This is a genomic window from Mycetocola miduiensis (assembly GCF_900115155.1).
Classification (GTDB): domain Bacteria; phylum Actinomycetota; class Actinomycetes; order Actinomycetales; family Microbacteriaceae; genus Mycetocola_A; species Mycetocola_A miduiensis.
Genome location: NZ_FOVM01000001.1, coordinates 467,124 through 492,926 on the forward strand (window position 1 = coordinate 467,124; position 25,803 = coordinate 492,926).

The following is a 25,803-nucleotide window of genomic DNA, read 5'->3' on the forward strand; positions in this document are numbered from 1 at the left end:
GGAACCGTCGAGCCCGATCAAACCACGGTTACCCGCCAGCAGCCAGTACCACATGCTTCATTCCCTGCTTTCGGCCAGCGGGCGAATGAGAGACTGACAGACGGCGGATCCGTTCCCGCCACCGGAAGGAACCAGCCGCTATGGCCGACGTCCCGCGAGAGTTGAACGACCTTCGCAAACTCACCGACGAGTTCACCAGTTTCATGCTCTCCTACAAGTTCGGCATCGACGAGGTGATGACGAAGCTCAACATTCTCAAGGAAGAGTTCCATCACCGGCACGACTACAGCCCGATCGAGCACATCAGCTCACGGCTGAAGTCTCCCGAGAGCATCATGGAGAAGGCGACCCGCAAGGGATGCGAACTGACGCTCGACGGCATCCGTTCCGAGCTTCACGACATCGCCGGCATCCGCGTGACCTGCAGCTTCGTCTCGGACACCTACAAGGTCGCCGACATGATCGCTGCGCAGCAGGATGTCACCGTCCTCGAGGTACGCGACTACATCCGCACCCCGAAAAGCAACGGCTACCAGAGCCTGCACATGATCATCGAGGTGCCGGTCTTCATGTCCGACCACGTCGAACGGGTCAAGGTGGAGGTGCAGATCCGGACCATCGCCATGGATTTCTGGGCCAGCCTCGAGCACAAGATCTACTACAAATACAACCGCGCCGTTCCGGAGACCCTGCGGGACGAGCTGCGGCAGGCGGCCCAGGCGGCCAGCCGGCTCGACGTCAAGATGGAACGGCTGCACGATGAGGTCATCGCACTCAGCGACGTGGCCGGGACGGATGACGGCGAGATCGAACCGGCCGACATCGGCCGACCCGAACTGCCGGATGCCCTGATTCGGATGCTCAGTGCGTCTCGGATCGAACGAGCGTGACCGACATGACCCCACAGTTCGTGATCGACTCGACGTCGTCGACTCCGCCGTTCGAACAACTGCGGTTGCAGGTGATCGACTGGGCGCGGACCGGACAGCTCGTGCCAGGAGACAAGCTGCCAACGGTCCGCGCGCTCGCCGAAGAACTCGGCCTGGCGGCGAACACGGTCGCTCGCGCATACCGGGAGCTGGAGCACGACGAAGTGATCGAAACCCGGGGGCGGAAGGGGTCGTTCCTCGCGGCCTCAGGAGACGTCGGGCAGCAGCAGGCGCAACTCGCCGCTGTGGCCTATGCCGATCGGGTGAAAGCGCTGGGACTGGACGCGGACGAGGCACTGTCGATCGTGGCGGCCGCCCTCGGCATCCGTTCTTCTTGAGGCCCGCCGGTTCATAACTCCGCCAGAATCTCGTTACCGCGGCCGTCAGCCCGCTTTCGGCCGGGCGTGCGGGCAATCAGCAGGAGTTATGCACGTCGAGGGAGCCTCAACAGGTGCCTGACTCAACGGGCGGTCGGTCACGACTCGGTCACAGGCGGATTGCGGATGCCGACAAACGACACGAGGCCGCCGAGAATCAGAGCGATCGCGGTTGCGAACATCGCCCGGTGGAACCCGGCCAGGTCGAGGACGCCACCGAGGATAAGACCGGCGCAGGCGACGGCGACGAGACCGGCGACCCGTGCGACCGCGTTGTTCACCGCGGACCCGATTCCCGCCTGGCTCGAGTCGATGGCACCAAGAATCGCGCTCGTGAGCGGCGCCACAGTGATCGACAGCCCGATGCCGAAGACCACGAGTCCCGGCAGCAACTGAAGCCAGTAGTCGACCTCTGCGCTGACCGAAAGCATGAGCAGGAAGCCGGCGCCGGCCACGATCGGCCCGATCGTCATGAACAAGCGCGGCCCCAGTCTTCCTGCGAGCGCGCCGATCCGGGTCGACAGCAGCAGCATGACGATGGTGGGCGGTAGCGTGGCGAGGCCCGCGAGGGTCGCCGGCCAGCCCGCCACCTGCTGCAGGTAGATGGCGATGATGAAAAAGCCGAGACCCAGCGCGCCGTAGATGAAGACGGTGGCAATGTTTCCTGCCGAGAAGTTGCGAGAGTGGAACAGCGAGAGCGGCATCATCGGGTCGCGGGTCCTGCTCTCCCACCAGAGGAACACCCCGAACGCGACTACGCCGACAACGAGCGGCACCCAGACGACCGGGCTCGACCATCCGTAGCGGCCCTGTTCGATGAGGGCAAACACCGGGCCACCGAGGCCGATGGCGGCGAGAATCGCCCCGACCACGTCGACGCGTGGGCGGTTCAGATGTGCCGGCTGCTTCTCCATCTTGAGCAGCAGCCACAGGGTGACGGCGATGGGGACGACATTGATCCCGAACACCCACCGCCACGACATGGTGTCGACCATGAGCCCGCCGAGGAGTGGACCGACGATCAGGGCAGTGCCGGTCCAGGCCGTCCAGGTGCCGATTGCCTTGGCCTGCGCCTGCCCGACAAACGTCGAAATGATGATGGCGAGTGAGCTCGGAACGAGCAGCGCGGCCGCCGCACCCTGCGCCGCCCGCATCACGATGAGGAACTCGGCGCTGGGCGCGAACGCACAGAGGAGTGAGGTCACCCCGAATCCGATCAGGCCGATGGCGAGGATGCGGATGCGGCCGAAAGCATCCGACAGCGAACCCGCCAGCAGGATGAGCGCGCCGAGGGTGAGCAGGTACGAGTCGACGACCCACTGCTGCACCGGCAGGCCGCCTCCGAACTCGCGCGTGATCGCCGGCAAGGCCACGTTGATGATGGTGCCGTCGAGGAACGCGACGAACGACGCGAGAATCGCGACGAGCAACACGGTGCGCTGCGTGGCCGTATCGGTGCGAGGGACGGATGCCATGACACCCAGTATGCTCCGCTGGCCGGGTCATGCGGCAGCCCCCGTCGGCGGCGTCGCCCGACGTCGTGCCCTCTACAGGACCTGTTCACTCCACGGGTCAGGGTTTCCGAACCGGTGCGCGGTGATCGACACGGCCTGCTCGTGCAGGAACGGGAGCAGTTCGATCCGCCCCGACTGCGTCACCGCGCCCGAGTAGATCGCCAGGTCGGGGTTGCCCTTCGCCGCGCCCGCGAGCGCCTGGTGCAGTCCCTTTCGAGAGCCGTCGCTCCCGACCAGGCGCACCCGCGGCGCGTCTCCGGTCGCGGTGCGTGCGATCCATTCCTCGTCGGTTTCGACGAAGACCGGAACGTTCAGGTCGCCGAAGACGTCGCGAATGCGGGCGGGCAGCCCGGATGCCACGCTCAGCGTGAACGAGGACCGCGCACGGACTGCGGCGAGCGCGATGCGCAACACCTCACCGAGGTCGGCATCGGCCGTCGCCCGGATCGCGACGGGCACCGGACGGTAACGGAAAAGGTTCCGCTCGACCCCGATGCCGGATGCGTCCTTCGTCTCACCGTACTCGTTGCCCCACGCGATGGCATCCGACAACGCCGAGCGGCGCAACACGTCGAACTCCTCGTATTCGAGCGACGGCTGGGCTGACTCGATGATCCGGGTGACCCGGCGGTCGAGCCCGCGCAGGTGCAGCGTCTTGCTGCTCGACCCGGTGTCCGGGATCCATGACCCGAGCGTCAGCAGGTAGTTGGGTCCACCCGCCTTGGCTCCGGCGCCAACGGCAGATCGCTTCCAGCCGCCGAACGGCTGGCGTTGCACGATGGCGCCGGTGATGCCGCGGTTCACGTACAGGTTGCCGGCTTCGACGGTGTCGAGCCACTCGGCGAGATCCTCAGGATCCTGCGTGTGCAGTCCGGCGGTGAGGCCGTAGTCGATGGCATTCGTGAGGCGGATGGCCTCGGTCAAGTTCGCGGCGTGCATCACACCGAGAACGGGGCCGAAGAACTCGGTGAGGTGAAAGTACGAACCGGCGGCGACACCGGCTCGGATACCTGGCGACCAGAGGCGCCCGGTGTCATCGAGCTTCGCAGGCTCGACCAGCCATTTCTCTCCGACCGCAAGCTCGGTGAGGGCGTGGAGCAGCTTGCCGTTCGCCGGTTCGATGATCGGCCCCATCTGGCTGGTGGCATCCTCCGGGTAGCCGACCCGCAGCGATGTCGCGGCGTCGACGAGCTGACGGTGGAACCGCTCGCTTCTCGCAACCGATCCGACCAGGATGACGAGGCTCGCCGCCGAGCACTTCTGGCCGGCGTGGCCGAATGCGCTTTTCACGACATCGGCGACGGCGAGGTCGAGGTCGGCGCTCGGCGTGACGATGATCGCGTTCTTTCCGCTGGTCTCCGCGAGGAGCGGCAGATCGGGGCGCCAGGACCGGAACAGGTCGGCGGTCTCCCACGCGCCGGTGAGGATGACCCGATCGACGCTCGGGTGCGAGATGAGCTGCTTGCCCAGCTCGCGTTCGTCGAGCGACACGAGGGTGAGAAGTTCCTGCGGGATACCGGCCTCCCAGAGCGCCTCGGCCAGGACGGCGGCGGAGCGGCGGGCCTGGTGGGCAGGCTTGAGGATCACGCCGGAGCCGGCGGCGAGGGCGGCGAGTACGCCTCCGGCAGGGATCGCCACGGGGAAGTTCCACGGCGGTGTCACCACAGTGAGCTGCGACGGCACAAACCGGGCCCCGCGGACGGCGTCGAGTTCACGCGCCTTGGCCGCGTAGTAGTGCGCGAAGTCGATCGCCTCGCTCACCTCGGGGTCCGCCTCTGCGATGGTCTTTCCGGTTTCGGATGCCATCACCTCGATCAGGCGGTCACGGTTCGCGGCGAGCGCGAGCCCCGCCTTGTCGAGCAGGGCCGCGCGGTCGGCGGCGGGCAGCGCACCCCAGGCGGCGCCGCGGTTGCGCACGCCGTCCACAATGAAGTCGAGCGTTGCGGCATCCGACACGGTGCACTCGGCGATGGTCCGGTTGCCGAGTTCGCTGCCGGGAACTCGGGCGAGGATGCGACCTGCCCAGGCCCGGTTGGCGGGGAGCGACGGGTCGGTGTCGCGGGTGTTCACGAAACCGGGCGCGCCGAGGCCGGTGGCCGGGATCGTGTTGAGCGTTGTGGTGTCGAAGATGCGGACGGTGTCGAACGGGGACTCCTGCTTCGAACCGCGCGACAGGCCGAGGACCTGCTGGGTCATGCCGAGGTCTTCGGACTCGGCTTTGGTGAAACTGTCGGAGGCCGTCGGGGCCACGGGTTCACCCGCCGGTGCGAGGGTCCACTCGTTTTCGCGGTTCTGGGTCCGCCGCGGCGTCGGAATCTCGTGCGGCGTTGATTCGAGTTGAGCGACAGAGGCGAGGAAGCGTTTCTTCTCGCGGTTGAACAGCTGCTTGTTCTCGTGCAGTTCGAACACGGCAGACATGAAGTTCTCCTGCGACGCGTTTTCTTCGAGCCGCCGGATCAGGTACGAGATGGCGACGTCGAACTCCTTGGGGTTCACCACCGGCGTGTAGAGCAGCAGGTTGCCGACGTCACGCTTGACGGCGGCGGCCTGGCCGGTGGCCATCCCGAGAAGCATCTCGAACTCGACGCCGTCGGTCACTCCTCGGTTCTGGGCGAGCAGCCAGGCGAAGGCGAGGTCGAACAGGTTGTGGCCGGCGACACCGACGCGCACGTTGCGTGTCCGCTCCGGGGTGAGCGACCACATCAGCACCCGTTTGTAGTTCGCGTCGGTGTCCTGCTTCGAGTCGTACGGCGCGGTCGGCCAGTCGTGGATAGCGGCGTCGACGCCCTCCATGGCGAGGTTGGCGCCCTTCACGAGGCGAACCTTGATCGGCGCGCCACCGGATGCCACGCGCTCGGCGGCCCAGTCCTGCAGCGTCTGCATCGCGGCAAGGGCGTCCGGGAGGTAAGCCTGCAGCACGATTCCGGCCTCAAGCTTCTTCAGCTGCGGCTGGTCGAGGATCCGGGTGAACGCAGCGACGGTGAGGTCGAGGTCGCGGTACTCCTCCATGTCGAGGTTGATGAACTTCTCGGTTCCGGCACCTGCGGCGAGTTCGTAGAGCGGCGTGAGCCTCGAGACCACGCGGTCGACGGCGTCGTCGAACGACCACATCGACAGTTGCGAGGCGATCGCCGACACCTTGATCGAGACGTAGTCGACATCCGGCCGGGCGAGCAGCTCGTGGGTGCCTGCGAGGCGCCTGGCCGCCTCGCGATCGCCGAGGACCGCTTCGCCGAGCAAGTTGAGGTTCAGGCGCGAGCCCTCCTCCTTGAGGTGGGCGATGGCTGGGCCGAGTTTGGCCGGGGTGGCGTCGACGACGAGGTGCCCGACCATCTCGCGGAGCACGCGCCTGGCGGCGGGAATGACGATCCATGGGATGACCGGTCCGAGGATGCCGCCAGCCGTGATCGCCGCCTTGAGGTACCAGGGCAGGAAGGCGGGGGTGAGCTTTGCGACCCGCTGCAGGTTGTAGCCCGCGACGAACAGATCCTCCGGTCGCATGACACCGTCGACGAAGCCGACGGTGAACGCGAGTCCGTTCGGGTCCTTCAGCACCTCAGCGAGGCGCTGGGCGGCGGGATCGACGGGTGCACCCGCGCTCTCGTCTACCCATTTGCGGGCGAGCGTGACGGCATCCGTTGCGAGCTGGGTGGCGCTCAAATCGGCGCCGGCCGAGGTGTGAGGCATGTTCACGAGACTATTCCCTCTCCGGGTACTCTGCAGTGAGCGCGGCGGCGGTTGCGCCGACTCCCGGTCTCAGTGTGCGCCACCGCGTCGGTTCACAAAAGCGAACGTTTATGAACGATATTCGTCAGTTTTGCCCACGAGTATGATTGCAACATGCTCGACATGAGAAGGTTGCGGCTGCTGCGCGAAGTGCAACTGCGCGGCACCCTCGCCGAAGTGGCGGAGGCGCTCTCATACAGCCCGTCGTCGGTGTCGCAGCAGTTGGCACAACTCGAACGAGAGGCCGGCGTCAAGCTACTGCAGAAGAGCGGCCGGCGGGTGCTGCTGACCCCGCAGGGTGAACTGCTGGCCACACGCGCGTCTGAGCTCCTCGACGGGCTCGAACGCGCGGAGGCGGAACTGGCCACGTCGCTCGACGCGGTCACCGGAACGGTGCGGGTGGCCGTTTTCCAGTCGGCCGCTCACGCGGTGGTTCCCGAGGCGTTGTCGCTTCTGCGGATGGAGCATCCGCAGTTGCGGGTGGAGATAGTGGAGCGGGAACCGGAAGCCGGGCTGTTCGACCTGGCCGCTCGGGACTTCGACCTCGTGCTCGCCGAACAGTACCCCGGTCACACCCGGCCGCATCTGACCGACCTTGACCGGGAGTTCCTCGCGACGGACGTGCTGCGACTGGCGCTGCCGCCGACCTCCGATGCGGCATCCCTCACGGATGCCTCCGCGCTGCCGTTCGTGATGGAGCCGGAGGGCACCGTGGCCCGGTTGTGGGCGACGCAACTGTGCCGGGCGGCGGGGTTCGAGCCGGATGTGCGGTTCGAGACCGCCGACCTGATCGCGCACATTCGCCTGATCGAGTCAGGAAACGCGGTCGGTATGCTGCCCGACCTGGTCTGGTCAGGCCGTGACCCCGGCCTGCGGCTGGTCGACCTGCCCGGGACACCATCGCGCACGGTCTTCACCTCGGCTCGGCGGGTGAGCGCAGCCCGGCCCGCGGTCACCGCGGTGCGGGCGGCGCTGGCGCGGGCGACGGGTTTCCTGGTGCGGCCGGCCTGAGCTCCGACCACCGCGCATAACTCCGCCAGAATCGAGCGCAAAGCCGGGCGCGGCCCGCAACGGCCAGAGCCGGAGCCGGGACAGGGCCAGGGTTGGCGGAGTTCTGCACACCCTCGCCCCGAGCCAGGGCCACGGCGTCGTGGCAGAATCGCAGCATGACGACACCCCAGACCTTCGACGCCATCATCGTTGGCGGAGGCCACAACGGCCTCGTCGCAGCGGCCTACCTCGGCAAGGCCGGCAAAAAGGTGCTGCTCCTTGAACGACTGGATGCCGTCGGCGGCGCCGCCGTGTCGGCGCAGGCCTTCGAGGGGGTCGAGGCCTGGCTCTCGCGCTACTCCTACCTCGTCAGCCTGCTGCCCGCGCGGATCATCGAGGACCTCGGGCTCGACATCACACTCGTCCGCCGCCGATACTCCTCTTATACGCCCGACCCTGCGGACCCGACTCGCGGGCTGCTCGTCGACAACGACGACGCCCGAGCGACCGAGGCATCCTTCGTCCGGCTCGGGGCCCCGGCCGACGAGTTCGAACTCTTCGAGCTCTTCTACGAGCACTGCCGCCGGCTCACCAAGGTTTTGTGGCCGACGATGACCGAGCCACTGCCGACCCGCTCGGAAGCGAAACGCATGGTGACGGATGCCGGCGGAGCGAGCGAGTGGACGGCGATGATCGAGACCCCCATCGGCGATGTCATCCGCCACCTGCACACCGACCTCGTCCGCGGAGTCCTCCTGACCGACGCGCTCATCGGCACGTTCGCCCGCGCCGACGACACAGACCTTCAGCAGAACATCTGCTTTCTCTACCACCTGATCGGCGGCGGCACGGGCGACTGGGATGTTCCGGTCGGCGGTATGGGAGCGGTGTCGGCTGAACTCGCCCGGGCGGCACGCGACGCGGGAGCCGAGTTGACGACGAACGCCGAAGTGACCGCGATCGATCCGGCTGGCACGGTGCGGTATTCGGTCGACGGCGCCGAGGTCGAGGCATCCGCCACCTGGATCCTCGCCAATGTCGCCCCGGCAACGCTCGACAAACTCGTCAACGCCGGATCGACGGTGTCGTATGGCCGCGAGCAGCTCGCCGCCGGCGAGCCGTCAGCCGGCGTCTTCGAAGCGCAGCCGTTCGGCACCGTCGCCGAGACGAACCGGAATCACACTCGCGAAGGCGCCCAGGTGAAAGTGAACCTCCTCCTCACGCGCCTGCCGCGCCTGCTCGACGAGTCGGTCAGCCCCGAGGCCGCCTTCGTCGGGACCTTCCACATCAATGAGACGTTCACGCAGCTCGACGACGCCTACCTCGCCGCCGCGGAGGGTGACATCCCGAACCCGCTGCCGTGTGAGATCTACTGTCACTCGCTCGCCGACCCGACCATCCTCGCGCCCGAACTGCGGGAGGCCGGCGCCCAGACGCTCACCGTGTTCGGGCTTCACGTGCCGTCGCGCCTCGTCACCGCTGAGAACAACGACGAGATGCGCTCGAAGCTTCAGGCCGCAGTGCTCGCGTCGCTCAACTCGGTGCTCGCTGAGCCGATCGAGGACGTCCTGATGACGGATGCCGCCGGTCGGCCGTGTGTCGAAACCAAGACCACGTTCGACATTGAACGGGACGTCGGCATGCCCAAGGGCAACATCTTCCACGGCGGCCTGGACTGGCCCTTCCTCGAGGACGACGCTCCGGCGAGGATCCCGGCTGAGCGCTGGGGGGTGGCGACGGCGCATCCGCGGATTGTGCTGTGCGGTTCAGGCGCGCGGCGCGGGGGTGCGGTTTCTGGCCTTGGGGGCCACAACGCGGCGATGGCGGTTCTGGAGAGCGAGTAGCCCACGGCTCGGTCACTCATGGCTGCTCCGATCCTCGCTCGGTCGATAACGGCGAGAGTTTTCGCCGAAACGTGACCGTTGTCGACCGAGCAGCCTCGAACCGCCGGCGTCAGTGCCTGCGGTGGTCCTGGATTGTGATCCGCGGCCCGCGCCGGGGTTTGGCGATGCCGCTCAACAGAATCAACCTCAGCACGCGCTGGCGCTGCCCGGCCCACGGTGACAGCAGGTCGAGCATGCCGTCGTCGTCCACCGGCGAACCTGTCAGGGCCATGCCGACGGTCGAGGCGAGGTGGTAGTCGCCGACGCTGACGGCATCCGGGTTGCCGTGTGCCCTGCTCGTCACTTCCGCGGCCGTCCAGACACCGATTCCAGGAAGACTGCGCAGGCGGGCGGATGCCTCGGCCGCCTCATCGAGGATGTCCCCCGCCCCGGTGACGGTGCGCTCCAACGCCGCTGCGACCCGTGACGCGCGTACCGCAGACTCCGATCGCTGTGGACCGACGCCGGCCGTGTGCCACTCCCAGCTCGGGATGAGCCGCCAGGTGTCGGCATCCGGAGCGACGACCATGCCCTCAGGGGCCGGGCCGGGCGCTCGGGTTCCGTGACGGCGCACGAGCAAGCGCCAGGCGGCCCAGGCTTCGACGACCGTGACCTTCTGCTCGAGGATCGATGGCACGAGCATCTCGAAGACGAGCCGGTTGCGGCCGAGCCGGAGGCCCGGGTTGCGGCGGCGCACCTCGGTGAGCAGCGGGCTCCGAGAAAGGTCGATATCGCTCCAGTCATCGCGCGCGCCGAGCAGCTCGGGGACGCCGTCGATGGCCCATTCGGCGCCGGGTCCCCACGCGGCAGCCGCGACGCCGTCGGCATCCTGTTCGAGATTGAGCGTCGCCGGCCCGGCGGGCGTGCGCATCGTGATCCATGCGCCCGTTGCAGTGCGCCGGAAGCACGGCCCGTCACCGCCGCGACTGAGCGGGCTGAGGATTTTGTGGAGTTGGAGCGGATGGTGCGGGGCGTATCGCGCGCGACGGAACGGCATCCCGGAGTGGGGTGCGTTGTCGGCCGTTTCGCTTGGGGCGATGCGGGTTTCGGCGAGTGCGTCCATTACCTTCACACTACGTCAGCGCCGCCGACATTTCCCTGCGTACCCCACTGTGATCGGCACCGCGAGCGTGCTTAACATGTGCTCATGACAACGACGTCTGGTGCGAAGCGGCGAGGTCCCTTTCCGGTTCGGGCACCATCCGGAACCCAGCGACCGGGTCGGTTGCCGGCGAGGTTTCACTGGACCGACCCCGGAGCCGTGCCGCAAATGGCGGCCGGCCTTCGTATTGCGCACGAGGAGTGGGAGGCCTGCGGAGCAGACGGGTGCGCGAAGGTGCTCGCCCGTTACGCCGTGTGGCTCGGCGAACACCGCACCGAGATCGAGAAGCTCCTGATCGAGGAGACCGGCAAACGAAACGCGCAGCAAAGTAGTCAGCGCGGATCGACCGGAACAGCACCCGGCCACTCGCTCGGCGCGGGCGCCGCCGTTGACGGGAGGGCCACATCCTTGCCCCAACGCGCCTGCCACTCCGGCAACCGGAGGTCAGCCGGAACCGGCCCGATCGCGTCGATGAGCTCCGCGACCGAGACGGTTCCGCCGCTCTTCTTGAGGAACCGCGCGCGGATGACCGCCTGGGCGTAGATCTCACCGTCGACGACGATGCGCTGGTCGACGAAGACCGCCTTCTCGTCGTACCCGGACACCCGGGTCTCGATGACGAATTTCTGCCACAGGTTCAGCGACTTCCGAAACGTGATCGTTTCGGAGGCGACGACCGGGAACCAGCCGCGGCCCCTGAGGATGTCCCAGATGCCGTTGCGGATGAGCAGGTCGAACCGGCCGAGGTCGAGAACCGAGAGATAGACGCCGTTGTTCATATGGCGGTTCAGGTCGAGATCGGTCGGCAGTGTGCGCATCGCCAGCCGGCCGACGTCGTAGTGTCCGATCGGGATGCCCCGCCGCCCGGCGCGTGGTGAACGCCAGAACAGAAGCAGGGTACGGAAAATCATGTGCATTCGACGGATGCTACGCGGTCACCCGCTGGGGCGGCATCCGCGCTGTAGAGGAAGGACAAGGCGCCGTGACCGGACCGGGGCGGCCATGCACCCGGTCCACAACATCCCGGGTCCTGCGGCGCGCCGACCTCAGCCGGGCAGGTGCCTCTCGTCCGGGCCGTTGTAGGCGGACAGCGGACGGATGAGCGCGTTCGAGGCGGCCTGCTCCATGATGTGGGCGGTCCAGCCGACGATCCGCGACGCGACGAACAGCGGTGTGAACGTCAGCGTGTCGAATCCCATGAGGTTGTACGCAGGGCCGGAGGGGTAGTCCAGGTTCGGCTTGATGTTCTTGCGCGAGCCCATGGCCTGCTCGAGCGTTTCGTAGAGTTCGAGCATGTCCGGGCGGTTGTAGTGCTCGGCGAGGGTGTCGAGCGCGGCCTTCATCGTGGGCACGCGCGAGTCACCGTTCTTGTACACCCGGTGCCCGAAGCCCATGATCTTGCGCTTGTTAGCGAGGGCGTCGTCGAGCCAGGCCTCGGCTCTGTCCGCGGTGCCGATCTCGTCGAATGCATGCATGACCGCTTCGTTGGCACCGCCATGCAGCGGACCCTTGAGGGCACCGATGCCGCCGACAACCGCGGAGTAGAGGTCGCTGAGCGTGGACGTGATGACCCGGGCGGTGAAGGTCGAGGCGTTGAACGAATGCTCGGCGTAGAGGATCATCGACACGGTGAAAGCGTCGACGACGACCTGGTCGGGCACCTCCTCGAAAGTCATCCAGAGGAAGTTCTCCGAATAACCAAGGTCCTTACGCGGCGGTACGAGGTCCTCGCCGCGGCGGCGGCGCTGGTCGTAGGCGACGATCGCCGGGAGCTGGGCGTAGAGCCGTGCCGCCTTGTTGAGGCTCGACGCGACGGTCGCCAGGTCGGCGTCTGGGTCGGATGCACCGATGGCACTGACAGCGGTCCGGATGACATCCATCGGGTGCGCGGTCGTCGGGATGAGGTCGATGACCGCTTTGACGTTGTCGCCGAGCGCACGCTGGCCACGTTCGACACGCTCGAACTCGGCCAGCTCGGCGTCCGTCGGCAGTTCGCCGTACCAGAGGAGGTAGGCCACCTGCTCAAAACTACAGTTGGCGGCGAGCTCCTGCACGGGGTAGCCGCGATAGAGCAGGGAGTTCGTTTCCGGGTTGACCTTGGACACCGCCGTGTAGTCGACGACGACGCCCGCAAGGCCCTTCTTGATGTCGGTATCTGTCATGTGGGTGCTCCTTTGCTCCGTTGCGGGCGGTGGTCTCAGTCCACCCTATGTACTCGCGGGTCGACCGCCTATGCCGTCTTCTCCGTGCGACCGTTTACCGAGCGACCGTGAAGTTGAACACCGACGTGTCGAAGTGGTTGTAGCCCTCGTAGTCGATCAGTTCATACAGGTCGGCCCTGTGCTGCATTTCGTCGAGCTTCGACGTGAGTGCACCCTCCTCGGTGATCGTGTCGAGTGCCCGCCCTGCCGCACCCATCGCGATGCGGAGCAGTGACACCGGCCAGATGACGATGTTGATTCCGACGTCGGCAAGCTGGGCTGTCGTGAACAGCTCGCTCTTGCCGAACTCGGTCATGTTGGCGAGGATCGGGACATCGACCGCCTTGCGGATCACCTCGAACTCGCTGAGGTCCCGCATCGCCTCCGGAAAGATAGCGTCCGCGCCGGCGTCGACGAGCTTCTTGGCCCGGTCAACGGCGGCGTCGAGTCCGTCGACGGCACGGATGTCGGTGCGCGCCATGATCAGGAAGTTGTCGTCCCGGCGAGCATCAGCGGCCGACCGGATGCGCTTGAGGGCGGTCGACTCGTCGACGACCTGCTTGCCGTCGAGGTGCCCGCAGCGCTTCGGGTTGACCTGGTCCTCGATGTGCATGCCTGCCAGCCCGGCATCCTCCAGTTCCTGGATGGTGCGGGCGACGTTCATCGGTTCACCGAAACCGGTGTCCGCGTCGACGAGGGCAGGAAGTTCGGTCATCCGGGCGATCTGCTTCGCCCGGCCGGCGACCTCGGTGAGGGTGGTGAGGCCGATGTCGGGCAGGCCGAGGTCTGCACTGAGCACGGCGCCGGAGATGTAAACACCGTCGAAGCCCTTCTGCTCGATCAACCGGGCCGACAGCGGGTTGAACGCGCCGGGGAACCGGAGCAGTTCACCGCTCGCCAGCCGCTCGCGGAAGATCCGCCTCTTGTCTTCGGGGGTCGTGGTCGAGTACAGCATTTAGAACAGTCCTTTCGGCGATGGCACCGAGGCCAGAACCCCTGCGGCGGCCTGGATGGTGAGTCCGCCGAGTTCATCGGCGGTGAGTTCGGGCAGACGCTGCACGAGCTCGAGGAACCGCTCGATCTCCTCCGGTTCGAGAACGTCAGCGGCGAGCGTACGGAACTTTCCGATGTAGTCCTCGCGCGCGAAAGGCCGTGCACCCAGCGGGTGAGCGTCAGCGACGGCGATCTCGTCGACGAGAGTCGAACCATCCGTCATCACGATCTCCACCCGACCACCGAACGCCTTCTCGGCCGGGTCGAGCGAGTGGTACCGACGGGTCCATTCCTCGTCCTCCTGCGTCGTGACCCGGGACCACAGCGCGACGGTGTCTTCGCGGCCGGCTCGCTCCGGAGAGTAGGAGTCTACGTGGTGCCAGCGTCCGTCCTGCAGTGCGACGGTGAAAATGTACGGGATGGAGTGGTCGAGGGTCTCCCGCGAGGCCGTCGGGTCGTACTTCTGCGGGTCGTTCGCGCCGGAGCCGATGACGTAGTGCGTGTGGTGCGAGGTGTGGATGACGATGTGGTCGATCCCGCCCGGCTCGAGGATCTCGGGATGCTCGGAGTGCAGTTTGCGGGCGAGGTCGATCCAAGCCTGGGCCTGGTACTCAGCCGAGTGCTCCTTCGTGTAGCTGTCGAGGATCGCGAGCTTGGGCTCCCCCTGCTCGGGAAGCGGCACGTCGTACGCGGCATCCGGGCCGTCGAGCAGCCAGGCGACCACCCCATCCTCACCCTCATAGATCGGTTCGGGCGAGGTCTGGCCCCGCATGGCCCGGTCGACCGCTTCGACGGCCATCTTGCCGGCGAACGCCGGGGCGTGGGCCTTCCAGGTGGAGATCTGCCCCTTGCGGGACTGCCGGGTGGCTGTCGTCGTGTGGAGCGCCTGGCCGACGGCCTGGAAGATCGTCTCGACGTCGAGGCCCAGCAGGGTGCCGATCCCGGCGGCGGCCGATGGGCCGAGGTGGGCGACATGGTCGATCTTGTGTTTGTGCAGGCTGATCGCCTTGACCAGGTCGATCTGGATCTCGTAGCCGGTGGCGATTCCGCGGACGAGGTCACGGCCGGTCGCGCCGACGTGCTGGGCGACGGCGAGGATCGGCGGGATGTTGTCGCCCGGGTGGGAGTAATCGGCGGCGAGGAACGTGTCGTGGTAGTCGAGCTCTCGCACGGCCACACCGTTCGCCCACGCGGCCCATTCGGGACTGACGCGGCGGGCGGCATCCGATCCGAACACCGTCGAACCGTCGCCGCCGGTGGTGACCGGGTGCGCGAGGGCCTGGGCGCGGGCAGAGATAACCGGTGCCCGGGTGAGGGATGCCGCGGCGACGGCTGCGTTGTCGATCACCCGGTTGATGATCATGTCGGTGACCTCGGCAGACACCTCCACCGGGTCGGCGGCGACCTCTGCGATCGCCCACGCGAGCTGCCCGGTACGTTCGAGGTTCTCGTCGCTTCGGTGGACCCTCAGGTGGTGGCTCTTCATGGTGTTCCCTTCGTGGAGGACGAGACGAGGACGTCGGGAGTGCCGGCGGCATCGAGGAGGTTGGTGAGACTTTTGCGCAGATGCACCGCGGTGGCCTGGGCGGCGAGCATCTCGTCACGGTCGAGGATGGCCTGGACGATGAGCAGGTGCTCGGATACGGACTCGGCGAGGCGGCTGGGGTTGTCCTGCGCCAGCCGGCGGATCCGGGCGAGGTGGATACGGAGTCCGGCGAGCGAGGAGAGGAGGAACGGATTGGCGACGGCGTCATCGATCGCGGCGTCGAGGCGCGCGACGAGATCGTAGTACCCGCTCGCCCCGTTCACGAGGCCCGCCGGCGCTGAGAGGAAGTCGTCGCGCAGCTGCTCGAAGGTTCGCGTGTCCCGGCGCCGCGCGGCAAGACGTGCTGCCTGCGTCTCAAGCGCCTCGCGGAGTTCGAACAGTTCGGGAAGGTTGGCCGGCGAGACGTCGGTGACGACGCCGGCCCGGCCGCGCTGGGTGTCGACAAGGCCTTCGGCTGCGAGGCGGGTGATCGCCTCGCGGAGCGGGGTTCTGGAGATGCCCAGGCGCTCCGACTGCTCGGTTTCACCGAGCACGGTGCCGGGGGTGAGACGCCACGAAAGGATGTCTTCCTTCAGGACGTCGTAGGCCCGGTCGCTTGCTCGCACTCCTCCAGCTTACGCTGCTTCACAGGCTGGGTATACAGAGAGTCAGAGAATGGTACGATTTGCGTCGGTTCACCCGCTCTGCGTATACCGGCACTCAATGCCGCGGCGGCTGGTGATTCAGCGCGACGTTGGAAACGTTCGCCGGGACCGTCGCCAGGGTCGACGGCATCCACCGCGGTTTGCGGTCCTTGTCGATCACTTGCGCACGGATGCCCTCGATCCAGTCGGGCTGGTCCGCCAGCCACGACGAGACCCGGTACTCCTGCTCGAGCGAGGCACGGAGAGTGTCAAGCTGACGGGCGGAGCGGAGCGCGGCGAGCGACACGGTCAGGCCCAGCGGCGAGAGCCGGGTGAGGTCGTTGGCAGCCTGGCCGGCGTCACGGTCGGATTCGGAGCCGAGACGTTCGAGGATGTCCGCAACGGAGTCCGCCGAATAGCACCGGTCGATCCAGTCCCTGCGCGCCAGCAGTTCAGACGGCGGCGGCGTCTCATCAAAGAGAAGGATGATCTCCGCCGGGCTGCCCGGGTCCGCCCGTTCACCGAGGGCCTGGTAGAGGTGCGGGAGCCGGTCTGAGGGGACGTAATAGTCCGCGAAACCGCATGCGAGAGCATCCGACGCCGTCATTGTCGCCGCGTTGAGAGCGAGATAGGTGCCGAGTTCGCCCGGCGCCCGGGCAAGGAGGTAGGTTGCGCCCACGTCTGGGTTGAAACCAATCCGGGTTTCGGGCATGGCTACCCGGCTCCTCTCGGTGACGATACGGATGCTCGCGTGCGCAGACGCACCCACCCCGCCGCCCATGGTGATGCCGTCCATGATCGAAATGAACGGCTTGGGGTACTCGTCGATGAGAGCGCAGAGTTCGTATTCGTCATACCAGAACCGGCGGGTGAGGTCGTTGCGGCCGGCGAGCGCGTTCGCATGCAGCGCGCGAATGTCGCCGCCAGCGCTCAGGCCACGGTCGCCGATGCCGTCGAGGAGGACGAGCGAGACTTCGGGGTCGTCGCGCCACCGGTCGAGGGCATCCCGGATGCCGAGGACCATCCCATGGGTAATCGCGTTGAGGGCTTCGGGGCGATTCAGGGTGAGACGGCCGACGCCGTCGGCGACACTCGTCAGCAGCTCGTCTTCGCCCGCTCTCTCCACCCTCCGAGCTTAAGCCCGCGGTTCCACTCACCTCGGACGGGCTCACCCGGTGCGCCGGGTGTTCTGGGCCCGCAACAGGTGATTCGGTGGCCGGCGGAGGCCGCTACAAGAAAATGTCGGGGAACAGATCCTTCTCGTCGACTCCCGGGGAGTACTGAGCGAAGTCAGTGACTCCGGCGTCGATCAGCACGTCCTCGACGATGAGGGACTGACCCGTGTATTCGCGAGCCGGTTTGGTGAGGACCTCGTAAGCGGCATCCGCGTAGATCTCCGGTGTCCTGCTCCTGGCCAGGAGCGCTTCGCCGCCCAGGATGTTGCCGACCGCGGCGGTCTTGATCGTCGTGCGCGGCCAGAGTGTGTTGGCGGCGATGCCGTCGCGGGCGAACTCGGCGGCAAAGCCGAGGGTCGCGAGCGACATGCCGTACTTCGCGAGGGTGTAGCCGGTGTGGGCGCCGAGCCACTTCGGGTCGAGGTTGATCGGCGGGCTGAGCGAGAGGATGTGGGCGTTCTCGGCCTCCTTGAGGTGCGGGAGTGCCGCGCGGGACAGCATGAAGGTGCCGCGCATGTTGACGTCCTGCATGAGGTCGAACCGTTTCGGTTCCAGGTCGAGCGTGCGGGCGAGGCTGATCACGCTGGCGTTGTTGACGACGATGTCGATGCCACCGAACGCCGAAACCGCCTGTGCGACGGCGCTGGCGATGTCCTCGTCGTTGCGCACATCGCCGACGACGGCGAGCGCGTGGCCGCCAGCTTCGTGGATGGCCTCGGCGGCGGTGTGGATCGTGCCCTCGAGCCGGGGATCCGGGGTGTCTGTTTTGGCGAGCAGAACGACGTTGGCGCCGTCGTGTGCGGCGCGAAGCGCGATGGCGAGACCGATGCCGCGGCTTCCGCCCGACATGAGGAGGGTCTTTCCGGCGAGTGGTGCGGTCATGGAGTCACTTTCGTTGGAAGGGCTGAGGGGGTGCGGATGCCGCGGGCTGGCTTTCGTGGTCGCCCGTTGCGGACCGGGACACCCGGCGTGCCGGGTGCTTCCGTCCGCAGCGCGTGAACGCGCGGGCAGTGCTAGCGGCGGGCGGACCGGGCGAGGAACGCGCCGATCCGCGCCTGGGCGTCCGCGGTTTCGAACGCTGCTCCGATGGTGCGCGCTTCGTCGTCGAGCGCGGTGGTGTAGTCGCGACCGACGCCGCCCCGGAGGAGCCGCCTCGCCTCGCCGAATGCTGCGGTCGCCCCGGACAGCCAGCCGGCGGCGATCTCGCGAGCGCGGTCATCCGTCTCACCGTCGGCGACGACCTCGGATACGAGGCCCCAGTCGAGCGCCTCGTCGGCGGTGAGCGACCGGCTCGTCAGGGTGAGCTGAAGCGCGCGACGCATGCCAACAGCCTCCGGCAGGAGCGTCGAAACACCGCAGTCGGGGGTGAGGCCGATGTCGGCGTACTTGGACACGAACTTCGCCGAGGTTGCAGCGACGATGTAGTCGGCGACGAGCATGAACCCGAGACCTCCGCCGGCGACCGCACCGTTCACCGCCGCCACGATGGGCTTCGGCATCGCCGAGAGCGAGCGGTGCCCCTCGTGGATGATGTCGGCGAAGTCCCCGATCGAGTTCATGCTGCCACCCATCGCTGACATCTCGGCGACGTCTCCGCCTGCGCAGAACGCGGGCCCGACCGCATCAAGCAGCACCGCTCCGACATCGGAGCGTTCGGCGACTTCAGCGGCGATGTCCCGCCACGCCTGCGCGGCCTCGGCGTTGATCGCGTTCAGCCGCTCCGGGCGGTTGAGGGTGATCCGGGCGAGTCCGTTTTCGACGGTGAGAAGGATGCTGTCGGTCATGCGGTCACTTTCCTTGCGGGCGGGTGGTGTGTCGGGGCGGGATCACTCAGTGCGGACGAACTCACCCGGCGTACCGGGTGATCCCGACCGGAACGGGTGATTCCAACGGAGGAGGAGACGGAGGAGGGGACGGGCCGCTACTTGGGCGCCATCCGGATGGCGCCGTCGAGGCGGATGGTTTCACCGTTGAGGTACGGGTTCTCGAGGATGTGCTGCACGAGCGACGCGTACTCGTCCGGCCGGCCGAGCCGGGACGGGAACGGAACCTGCTCCCCGAGCGAATCCTGGGCGGCCTGGGGCAGGCTCTTGAGCATCGGCGTCTCCATGATCCCGGGGGCGATCGTGTTGACCCGGATGCCGTAACGGGCGAACTCCCGCGCGAGCGGCAACGTCATCGCGTGCACTCCGCCCTTCGACGCGGCATAGGCAGGCTGGCCGATCTGCCCGTCGAACGCCGCAACGGATGCCGTGTTGACGATCACGCCACGCTCCCCCTCGGCATCCGGCTCAGACTCCGCCATCGCATTGGCGGCGAGACGCACGACGTTGAACGTGCCGATCAGGTTGATTTCGAGCACCCGGGTGAAGGTTGCGAGGGGCAGCGTCCCGTCCCGTCCGAGGACTTTCCCCGGCGTTGCGACTCCGGCGCAATTGACGACGATACGGAGCGGTGCGAGCGCGACCGCGGCGTCGACGGCCGCCTGTACGTCGTCCTCGTTCGAAACGTCAGCCGCAACGAACCGGGCGTTCCCGCCCAGCCGCGCCGCGGCATCCGCGCCGGGCGATGAGGGCAGGTCGACGATCACCACCGAAACACCAGCAGCGGCCAGCCGGGTGGCGGTGGCGTTGCCGAGTCCTGAGGCACCCCCGGTGATGAGGGCGGATGCTCCGTCAAGCTTCATTGCTGGATCCTCTCGGTACTGTGCGGGTGTGCTGAGCGGGCGTGCTGCGAGCCTAGAGGGCGGCCGGCTGGCGCTCCACTCCGGTTGTCGGCGGCGGCTGTTCCTGCCACCGTTGCTGTGCGGCGCGGTTGTGCCGGTTCTACAACGCCCGGTGGAACCGGATCAGATCCGCTCGAGAATGGTGGCGTTGGCCATGCCGCCGCCCTCACACATCGTCTGCAGGCCGTAACGCCCACCGCCGGTGCGGAGGGCGTTGACGAGGGTGGCGAGGAGCCGGGTCCCGGACGCGCCGAGCGGGTGGCCGAGCGCGATGGCGCCGCCCCACGGGTTCAGCAGGGTGGCGTCCACGTCGAACTCCCGCTGCCAGGCAAGCGGTACCGAGGCGAAGGCCTCGTTCACCTCGAACACGTCGATGTCGTCGATTCGGATGCCTGTGCGGTCGAGCACCCGTCGCGTCGCCGGGAGGATGCCGGTGAGCATCTCGATCGGGTCGCTGCCCACCTGGGCGAAGCCCACGAACCGGGCGAGCGGGGTCAGCCCGAGCTCCTCGGCCTTCGCTTCGCTCATGATCAACGCCGCGGATGCTCCGTCGGTGAGCGGCGACGAGTTGCCCGCCGTGATGTTCCAGCCGATTTCGGGGAACCGCTCTGTGTACGCGTCATCCCGGAACGCCGGCGGGAGGCTGGCCAGGCCGTCAGCCGTTGTGCCCCGCCTCACCGTCTCATCAATACTGAACCGGGTCGTGCTCCCGTCAGCCGCAGTCACGGTGACCGGAACCACCTCCGGCAGGAACAGTCCGCGGTCGATGGCGGATGCCGCCCGCGCGTGGGATTCAGCGGCGTACGCGTCGAGCTCCGCCCGGCTGATTTTCCAGCGGGACGCGATCAGTTCAGCGGAGATCCCCTGGTGGACGAGCCCGTCCGGGTACCGGCTCCGAAGCATGGGCCCTGAAGCATCCTCGCCGAGCCTGGCGTACCCGATTGGCTGGCGGCTCATCTGCTCGACACCGCACGCGACCACGATGTCACTCGTTCCGCTGAGGATGGACTGCGCGGCGAACTGGGCCGACTGCTGGCTCGACCCGCACTGGCGGTCGATGGTGGTACCGGGGACGCTCTCGGGGAACCCGGCGGCGAGCACAGCGTTGCGGGCGATGTTCGACGATTGCCGACCGGCCTGGGTGACGCAGCCAGCGATCACGTCATCGATCGAAGCAGGGTCGACGCCGGTGCGCTCCATGAGTTGCTGGAGAGTCTGCGCGAGCAGGTCGACAGGGTGGATTTCACTGAGCCCCCCACCCGGTTTGCCGCGCCCGGATGCGGTGCGAATGGCGTCGATGATGACAGCGCGGTTCATGGTGCTCCGATCGTTCCGTTCGAGCGTACGACGGATGCCGCGCACCGGGCCAGCGGCAGCCGAGCTCGTAGGAGATGACTAGGAGATGACTAGGCTGCCTTCTTCTTCAGAAGGTCGAGGGCGACGTCGACGATCATGTCTTCCTGGCCGCCGACCATCTTGCGCCGCCCGAGCTCGATCAGGATCTCAATCGTCGGGATGCCGTACTTGGCGGATGCGGTCTCCGCGTGGAGCAGGAACGACGAGTAGACGTTGGCGTAGCCGAGGCCGAGGGTCTCGCGGTCGACCTGAACGGGGCGGACTTGCAGAGGCCGGACGATGTCGTCTGCCGCGTTCATCAGGGCCATCACGTCGGTTCCGTGGTTCCAGCCAAGCTTCTCGGCGACGGCGATGAAGACCTCGAGCGGCGCGTTGCCTGCGCCGGCGCCCATGCCGGTGAGGCTCGCGTCGACCCGGTTCGCCCCCGCCTTCACGGCGGCGATCGAGTTGGCGACGCCCAGCGAGAGGTTGTGGTGGGCGTGGATCCCGATCTCGGTCTCCGGGTTGAGGACGTCGCGGAGCGCGTTCACGCGGTCGGTGACGTCATCCATGGTCTGCGCGCCCGACGAGTCGACGACGTAGACGCACTGGGCTCCGTAGCCCTCCATGAGCTTGCCCTGCTCGGCGAGTTTCGCCGGGGTGGTCAGCGCGCTCATCATCAGGAAGCCCGTGGTGTTGAGTCCGAGCTCACGAGCCGTCGCGATGTGCTGCGCCGAGACATCCGCTTCAGTGCAGTGCGTGGCGACGCGGACGTAGCTGACGCCGGCCGATGCCGCCCGCTTGAGGTCCGAGATGGTGCCGATGCCGGGGATGAGCAGCGTCGCGATGTCGATGTTCGACGCGGCTTCGGCGGCAGCCTCGATCAGTTCGACGTCGGAGTGGCGCGAGAACCCGTAGGTGACGCTTGAACCGTTGAGTCCGTCACCGTGGGCGACCTCGACGCTGTCCACGCCGGCGGCGTCGAGCGCCGTGACAATGTCGAGGACGTTCTTCTTGCTGTACTGGTGGCGGACGGCGTGGCTGCCGTCGCGGAGAGTGACGTCGGAGATGAACAGCTTCTCGGGAACGAGGGAATCGGTCATGGCTATGCCACCTCCATTGTCAGCGCGCGCGTGGCGATCGTTTCGGCGGTGCGGAGCGCAGCCGAGGTCATGATGTCGAGGTTGCCCGCGTACGACGGCAGGTAGTGGGCGGCACCTTCCACTTCGAGGAAGACACTGGTCTTGAGGCCGGTGAAGTCGCCGACACCCGGAACGTTCACCGGTTCGGTGATCTCGTCGAACTGAACCCGCTGCTTGAGCCGGTAACCGGAGACGTATGCGTTGACCTTCGCGACCATGTCGTCGACGGATGCTTCGATCGCGTCGCGGTCGGCGGCATCCGTGAGCACGTAAACCGTGTCGCGCATCATCATCGGCGGTTCAGCCGGGTTGAGGACGATGAGCGCCTTGCTGGCGGCGGCACCTCCGACGCTCTGCAGCGCTTCGGCGGTGGTCTCGGTGAATTCGTCGATGTTGGCGCGCGTGCCAGGACCTGCGGACTTGCTCGCGATCGAGGCGACGATCTCGGCGTAGTGCACCGGGGTCACCGCGGAGACGGCGGAGACGATCGGGATCGTGGCCTGGCCGCCGCAGGTGACCATGTTGACGTTCAGCGCGTCGAGGTTCTGCTCGAGGTTCACCACCGGAACGCAGTACGGGCCGATCGCCGCCGGGGTGAGGTCGATCAGGCGGATGCCCGGCTTAGCTTCGCGCAGTTTCTCGGCGTTGTAGCGGTGCGCACCGGCGGAGGTGGCGTCGAAGACGATCTCGATCTCGTCGAACTCCGGCGAGGCGATGAGGCCGTCGACACCGGTGGAGATCGCGGTGACGCCGAGACGGGCCGCTCGGGCCAGGCCGTCAGACTCGGGGTCGATGCCGACCATGGCCGAAATGGAGAGAATGCCGCTGCCGCGGAGGATCTTGATCATCAGGTCGGTACCGATGTTGCCGGAACCGATGATCGCTGCGGAAACGCCCTGTGGCATGCTCCGCTCCTTTCACTACGTCGTAATACCCACGTTTCGGACGGTGGTGTTCGAAACTTCGGCACTTGTCCTAAGTATCGAACACGATCATGGAGGCATTGTCAATGTGAGCGCATTTGCGGCGCCCCGCTTTCCCCGCTATTGATAAGGCATGCCCCGACTTACCCCAGCAGTGCTGCGGACACTCGACATCCTCGAGTTGTTTCTCGATGACAGTGCTCCGCTCAGCGCGCCAGACGTGGTCAGGAAGACCGGCTTGCCCCGCACCTCGGTCCACGAACTCCTGGCCACCCTCGTCGCGCGGGAGTACCTGCAGAAGGACGAGGTCACCGGTACTTTCCGGCTGGGCGTACGGCTCCTGCAGCTCGGCAACGCCTACTCGGCCCGGTTCGACATGCTCTCGGCCGCCAATGATGTCGCGCGCGACCTCGCGTCACGAAGCGGTGAGACGGTGAGTGTGGCGCTGCTCGAAGGCGGCGACGTGTTCTACCTGGCGAAGATCGAAAGCCGTGACAACCTCCGCCTGCCGTCGAGCATCGGCCAGCGGCTGCCCGCGAATGTCACCGGATTGGGCAAGGCACTGCTCGCATACGCCTCCCCGCAGTCGCTTGCGGCCCGGTTCCCCGAGCCGGACTCCCTGCCGCGGATGACCGAGAAGAGCATCGGGACCCTGGCCGAATTGGAACCCGAACTCGCGCGCATCCGCGAACGGGGTGTCGCTTTCGAGAACGAGGAGTCAACGCCGAATATCCGGTGCGCGGCGGCACCGGTGCGTGACAGCTCAGGGGCCGTCGTCGCGGCGATCAGCATCTCGCTGCCGGTGAGCCGCTGGGACCAGCATCCTGAAGGTCACTGGGTCGACCTGGTCCTCGAGGGAGCGTCCCGGTTTTCTTCCCTGCTAGGGTTCCCCGCCTGAGCCTTGCCACTGGTTCGCGGGCGCGGCCGCTGACAGGATGATCGTCATGACAGTTCGGCTGAAACGCGTTTACGACACCCCTGACGTGGTCGACGGTCTGCGGGTGCTGGTCGACCGACTGTGGCCACGCGGCGTCACGAAGGAGCGTGCGGCGGTCGATCTCTGGCTGAAGGAGGTCGCGCCAAGCGCGGACCTGCGCACAGAGTGGCACCACAATCCTGGCAGGTTTGACGAGTTCGCAGAGCGCTATCGGGTTGAACTCGAGCCGAATCCGGCCACCGCTGAACTCCGCCAGCTGATCGCGCAGCATCCCACCGTGACGCTGCTCTACGGCGCACGAGACCCGGAGGCCAACCACGCGCGGGTGCTCAAGGACTTCCTCACCTCGCCATGATCTGCCCACAACCCCACAGGATCGACCCCCGGATTATGGCCGAAGTGTCCTGTCGAGCGTTTGTGCCGACGAAAGCATTCTGTTGAGCGTGCTTCGCCCGGGCCTCGTACAGCTCGCCGCGGCTAAAATCGAGACGTGGCCATTTCGAAGATCCTTCTTTACTACGTCTTTACGCCACTTGCCGACCCGGATGCCGTGCGACTCTGGCAACGCGACCTCGCTGAGTCGCTCAATCTGCGCGGGCGGATCCTGCTCTCGAAGGACGGACTGAACGGCACTCTCGGCGGCGAGCTCGGCGCCGTGAAGAAGTACCTCCGCAAGACACGCGAATACCCCGCCTTCAAGAACCTCGACGTCAAGTGGTCAGAGGGCACCGGCCTCGATGAGAGCGGTGCCAGCCTCGACTTTCCCCGGCTCGTCGTCAAGGTGCGTGACGAGATCGTGTCCTTCGGGGCTCCTGGCGAGCTGGAGGTAAATGAGAACGGCGTGGTCGGCGGCGGCACGAAACTGCAGCCGAGCGAACTGCACGAGCTCGTAGCTGAGCGCGGTGACGATGTCGTCTTCTTCGACGGACGCAACGCGTTCGAGGCGGAGATCGGTCACTTCAAGGACGCGATCGTGCCGGATGTGTCGAATACCCGCGAGTTCGTGGCCGAACTCGACAGCGGAAAATACGACCACCTCAAGGACAAACCGGTCGTCACGTACTGCACGGGCGGCATCCGCTGCGAGGTGCTGTCCGGGCTGATGAAGAGCCGGGGTTTCGGCGAGGTCTACCAGCTTGACGGCGGCGTGGTCCGTTACGGGGAGACCTACGGTGACGACGGACTGTGGGAGGGCTCGCTGTACGTCTTCGATAACCGCATGTCGATAGACTTCTCAGACCATGCAGCTGTTGTCGGCTCCTGCGCGGTGTGCGGCACACCGTCGCGGCACATGCAGAACTGTGCGGATGCCTCCTGCCGCACCCAGCTCGTGCTCTGCGCCGACCACGCGGCCGCGGCGCCCCTCTGCGAGACGCACGCGGCTCTCGCGGGTTAGCCGTCTGTGCGGCCGTCGATCTGTTCGTTGAGGATCTCGTCGGCGGCGTCCGGGTCGGCGTCGGCGGCGTTGTAGTGCTCCTTGAGAACCTCGTTGTCGCCTTCGTAGTCCTGGCCGCGCAGCTCGGGTGAAGAGACGATGTCTTCGCTGAAGCCCTGCTCGACGAACTGGGCGTCGACGACCTCGGGTGTAGCGGCGAGGCCCTCGGGCAGGGCGTTCTTCGGTGAGCCGTTCTCGATGTCACTCATAGGTGTTCCCTTTCGTTGCGTTCCTTCGACGCTAGGCG

At 66.9% G+C, this 25,803-nt stretch carries 23 protein-coding genes; 7 read left to right on the plus strand and 16 right to left on the minus strand.

What is annotated here, in order from left to right; translation table 11 throughout:
* Positions 1-140 precede the first annotated feature (140 nt).
* The gene (locus BM197_RS02265) at positions 141-890 is read left to right on the plus strand and encodes a GTP pyrophosphokinase (protein WP_090708421.1); all 750 of its coding nucleotides are present in this window, start codon (positions 141-143) and stop codon (positions 888-890) included.
* Positions 891-895: 5 nt separating this feature from the next.
* Entirely contained in the window at positions 896-1,267 is a 372-nt protein-coding gene (locus tag BM197_RS02270) for a GntR family transcriptional regulator (protein WP_090708947.1), read from the plus strand.
* Positions 1,268-1,404: 137 nt separating this feature from the next.
* Here the strand turns inward: BM197_RS02270 and BM197_RS02275 are convergent, their stop codons facing one another.
* Positions 1,405-2,781 carry an MFS transporter gene (locus tag BM197_RS02275; protein WP_090708422.1) on the minus strand — a complete coding sequence of 459 codons (1,377 nt, stop codon included), beginning with the start codon at positions 2,779-2,781 and terminating at the stop codon, positions 1,405-1,407.
* A gap of 72 nt (positions 2,782-2,853) precedes the next feature.
* Positions 2,854-6,507 carry a proline dehydrogenase family protein gene (locus BM197_RS02280; RefSeq protein ID WP_090708424.1) on the minus strand — a complete coding sequence of 1,218 codons (3,654 nt, stop codon included), beginning with the start codon at positions 6,505-6,507 and terminating at the stop codon, positions 2,854-2,856.
* Positions 6,508-6,660: 153 nt separating this feature from the next.
* Here BM197_RS02280 and BM197_RS02285 point away from each other — a divergent pair, with 153 nt between their 5' ends.
* Entirely contained in the window at positions 6,661-7,557 is an 897-nt protein-coding gene (locus BM197_RS02285; protein ID WP_090708425.1) for a LysR substrate-binding domain-containing protein, read from the plus strand.
* Between the two features lie 155 nt (positions 7,558-7,712).
* Positions 7,713-9,380, plus strand: coding sequence for a phytoene desaturase family protein (locus BM197_RS02290; RefSeq protein WP_090708427.1), 1,668 nt, complete (start codon positions 7,713-7,715; stop codon positions 9,378-9,380).
* Positions 9,381-9,489: 109 nt separating this feature from the next.
* Here the strand turns inward: BM197_RS02290 and BM197_RS02295 are convergent, their stop codons facing one another.
* From BM197_RS02295 to BM197_RS02360, 13 genes are all read right to left on the minus strand, one after another.
* Positions 9,490-10,482: a DNA-3-methyladenine glycosylase family protein gene (locus tag BM197_RS02295; RefSeq protein ID WP_245762342.1), complete on the minus strand. Its 993-nt coding sequence runs from the start codon at positions 10,480-10,482 to the stop codon at positions 9,490-9,492.
* 371 nt (positions 10,483-10,853) lie between these two features.
* Positions 10,854-11,438: an acyl-CoA thioesterase gene (locus BM197_RS02305; protein WP_090708428.1), complete on the minus strand. Its 585-nt coding sequence runs from the start codon at positions 11,436-11,438 to the stop codon at positions 10,854-10,856.
* 129 nt (positions 11,439-11,567) lie between these two features.
* Positions 11,568-12,683 (minus strand): bifunctional 2-methylcitrate synthase/citrate synthase, encoded by a 1,116-nt coding sequence (locus BM197_RS02310; RefSeq protein ID WP_090708430.1) that lies wholly within the window; start codon positions 12,681-12,683, stop codon positions 11,568-11,570.
* Between the two features lie 94 nt (positions 12,684-12,777).
* A complete protein-coding gene (gene prpB, locus BM197_RS02315) occupies positions 12,778-13,677 on the minus strand; it encodes a methylisocitrate lyase (protein ID WP_090708431.1) in 900 nt (299 codons plus the stop codon).
* Positions 13,678-15,201 carry an MmgE/PrpD family protein gene (locus BM197_RS02320; protein ID WP_090708433.1) on the minus strand — a complete coding sequence of 508 codons (1,524 nt, stop codon included), beginning with the start codon at positions 15,199-15,201 and terminating at the stop codon, positions 13,678-13,680.
* Complete coding sequence (locus tag BM197_RS02325; RefSeq protein ID WP_090708435.1) at positions 15,198-15,866, minus strand: GntR family transcriptional regulator; 669 nt, start codon at positions 15,864-15,866, stop codon at positions 15,198-15,200. Before BM197_RS02325 ends, BM197_RS02320 begins: the two co-directional genes overlap by 4 nt.
* Positions 15,867-15,960: 94 nt before the next feature.
* The gene (locus BM197_RS02330; RefSeq protein WP_090708436.1) at positions 15,961-17,010 is read right to left on the minus strand and encodes an enoyl-CoA hydratase/isomerase family protein; all 1,050 of its coding nucleotides are present in this window, start codon (positions 17,008-17,010) and stop codon (positions 15,961-15,963) included.
* Between the two features lie 103 nt (positions 17,011-17,113).
* Complete coding sequence (locus BM197_RS02335) at positions 17,114-17,941, minus strand: SDR family oxidoreductase (RefSeq protein ID WP_090708438.1); 828 nt, start codon at positions 17,939-17,941, stop codon at positions 17,114-17,116.
* A 131-nt stretch (positions 17,942-18,072) separates the two neighbouring features.
* A complete protein-coding gene (locus BM197_RS02340) occupies positions 18,073-18,843 on the minus strand; it encodes an enoyl-CoA hydratase/isomerase family protein (RefSeq protein ID WP_090708440.1) in 771 nt (256 codons plus the stop codon).
* A gap of 137 nt (positions 18,844-18,980) precedes the next feature.
* On the minus strand, positions 18,981-19,745 hold the full coding sequence (locus BM197_RS02345) for an SDR family NAD(P)-dependent oxidoreductase (protein WP_090708441.1): 765 nt from the start codon (positions 19,743-19,745) through the stop codon (positions 18,981-18,983).
* Between the two features lie 162 nt (positions 19,746-19,907).
* Positions 19,908-21,101 carry a thiolase family protein gene (locus BM197_RS02350; RefSeq protein WP_090708445.1) on the minus strand — a complete coding sequence of 398 codons (1,194 nt, stop codon included), beginning with the start codon at positions 21,099-21,101 and terminating at the stop codon, positions 19,908-19,910.
* 89 nt (positions 21,102-21,190) lie between these two features.
* A complete protein-coding gene (dmpG, locus tag BM197_RS02355) occupies positions 21,191-22,222 on the minus strand; it encodes a 4-hydroxy-2-oxovalerate aldolase (protein ID WP_090708447.1) in 1,032 nt (343 codons plus the stop codon).
* 2 nt (positions 22,223-22,224) lie between these two features.
* Entirely contained in the window at positions 22,225-23,166 is a 942-nt protein-coding gene (locus BM197_RS02360) for an acetaldehyde dehydrogenase (acetylating) (protein WP_090708448.1), read from the minus strand.
* Between the two features lie 151 nt (positions 23,167-23,317).
* Here BM197_RS02360 and BM197_RS02365 point away from each other — a divergent pair, with 151 nt between their 5' ends.
* The 3 genes from BM197_RS02365 (at position 23,318) to trhO (ending at position 25,517) form a co-directional block, all read left to right on the plus strand.
* Positions 23,318-24,082 (plus strand): IclR family transcriptional regulator, encoded by a 765-nt coding sequence (locus tag BM197_RS02365; protein ID WP_218151794.1) that lies wholly within the window; start codon positions 23,318-23,320, stop codon positions 24,080-24,082.
* Between the two features lie 46 nt (positions 24,083-24,128).
* The gene (locus BM197_RS02370; RefSeq protein ID WP_218151795.1) at positions 24,129-24,476 is read left to right on the plus strand and encodes a DUF488 domain-containing protein; all 348 of its coding nucleotides are present in this window, start codon (positions 24,129-24,131) and stop codon (positions 24,474-24,476) included.
* Between the two features lie 135 nt (positions 24,477-24,611).
* Positions 24,612-25,517, plus strand: a complete 906-nt coding sequence (trhO, locus tag BM197_RS02375; RefSeq protein ID WP_090708453.1) for an oxygen-dependent tRNA uridine(34) hydroxylase TrhO — start codon at positions 24,612-24,614, stop codon at positions 25,515-25,517.
* Here trhO and BM197_RS02380 read toward each other — a convergent pair.
* The gene (locus BM197_RS02380) at positions 25,514-25,765 is read right to left on the minus strand and encodes a hypothetical protein (RefSeq protein WP_090708455.1); all 252 of its coding nucleotides are present in this window, start codon (positions 25,763-25,765) and stop codon (positions 25,514-25,516) included. The two genes, trhO and BM197_RS02380, sit on opposite strands and share 4 nt — an antisense overlap.
* Positions 25,766-25,803: the final 38 nt, after the last annotated feature.

Bases quoted from the DNA above. Each gene is read 5' to 3' on its own strand.
- BM197_RS02305 (WP_090708428.1), bottom strand. From the start codon at position 11,438: ATGCACATGATTTTCCGTACCCTGCTTCTGTTCTGGCGTTCACCACGC.
- BM197_RS02285 (WP_090708425.1), top strand. From the start codon at position 6,661: ATGCTCGACATGAGAAGGTTGCGGCTGCTGCGCGAAGTGCAACTGCGC.
- BM197_RS02380 (WP_090708455.1), bottom strand. From the start codon at position 25,765: ATGAGTGACATCGAGAACGGCTCACCGAAGAACGCCCTGCCCGAGGGC.
- BM197_RS02265 (WP_090708421.1), top strand. From the start codon at position 141: ATGGCCGACGTCCCGCGAGAGTTGAACGACCTTCGCAAACTCACCGAC.
- BM197_RS02335 (WP_090708438.1), bottom strand. From the start codon at position 17,941: ATGACCGCACCACTCGCCGGAAAGACCCTCCTCATGTCGGGCGGAAGC.
- BM197_RS02275 (WP_090708422.1), bottom strand. From the start codon at position 2,781: ATGGCATCCGTCCCTCGCACCGATACGGCCACGCAGCGCACCGTGTTG.
- BM197_RS02360 (WP_090708448.1), bottom strand. From the start codon at position 23,166: ATGCCACAGGGCGTTTCCGCAGCGATCATCGGTTCCGGCAACATCGGT.
- BM197_RS02270 (WP_090708947.1), top strand. From the start codon at position 896: ATGACCCCACAGTTCGTGATCGACTCGACGTCGTCGACTCCGCCGTTC.
- BM197_RS02345 (WP_090708441.1), bottom strand. From the start codon at position 19,745: ATGAAGCTTGACGGAGCATCCGCCCTCATCACCGGGGGTGCCTCAGGA.
- prpB (WP_090708431.1), bottom strand. From the start codon at position 13,677: ATGCTGTACTCGACCACGACCCCCGAAGACAAGAGGCGGATCTTCCGC.
- BM197_RS02280 (WP_090708424.1), bottom strand. From the start codon at position 6,507: ATGCCTCACACCTCGGCCGGCGCCGATTTGAGCGCCACCCAGCTCGCA.
- BM197_RS02350 (WP_090708445.1), bottom strand. From the start codon at position 21,101: ATGAACCGCGCTGTCATCATCGACGCCATTCGCACCGCATCCGGGCGC.
- dmpG (WP_090708447.1), bottom strand. From the start codon at position 22,222: ATGACCGATTCCCTCGTTCCCGAGAAGCTGTTCATCTCCGACGTCACT.
- BM197_RS02340 (WP_090708440.1), bottom strand. From the start codon at position 18,843: ATGACCGACAGCATCCTTCTCACCGTCGAAAACGGACTCGCCCGGATC.
- BM197_RS02290 (WP_090708427.1), top strand. From the start codon at position 7,713: ATGACGACACCCCAGACCTTCGACGCCATCATCGTTGGCGGAGGCCAC.
- BM197_RS02370 (WP_218151795.1), top strand. From the start codon at position 24,129: ATGACAGTTCGGCTGAAACGCGTTTACGACACCCCTGACGTGGTCGAC.
- BM197_RS02295 (WP_245762342.1), bottom strand. From the start codon at position 10,482: ATGGACGCACTCGCCGAAACCCGCATCGCCCCAAGCGAAACGGCCGAC.
- BM197_RS02320 (WP_090708433.1), bottom strand. From the start codon at position 15,201: ATGAAGAGCCACCACCTGAGGGTCCACCGAAGCGACGAGAACCTCGAA.
- BM197_RS02365 (WP_218151794.1), top strand. From the start codon at position 23,318: ATGCCCCGACTTACCCCAGCAGTGCTGCGGACACTCGACATCCTCGAG.
- BM197_RS02310 (WP_090708430.1), bottom strand. From the start codon at position 12,683: ATGACAGATACCGACATCAAGAAGGGCCTTGCGGGCGTCGTCGTCGAC.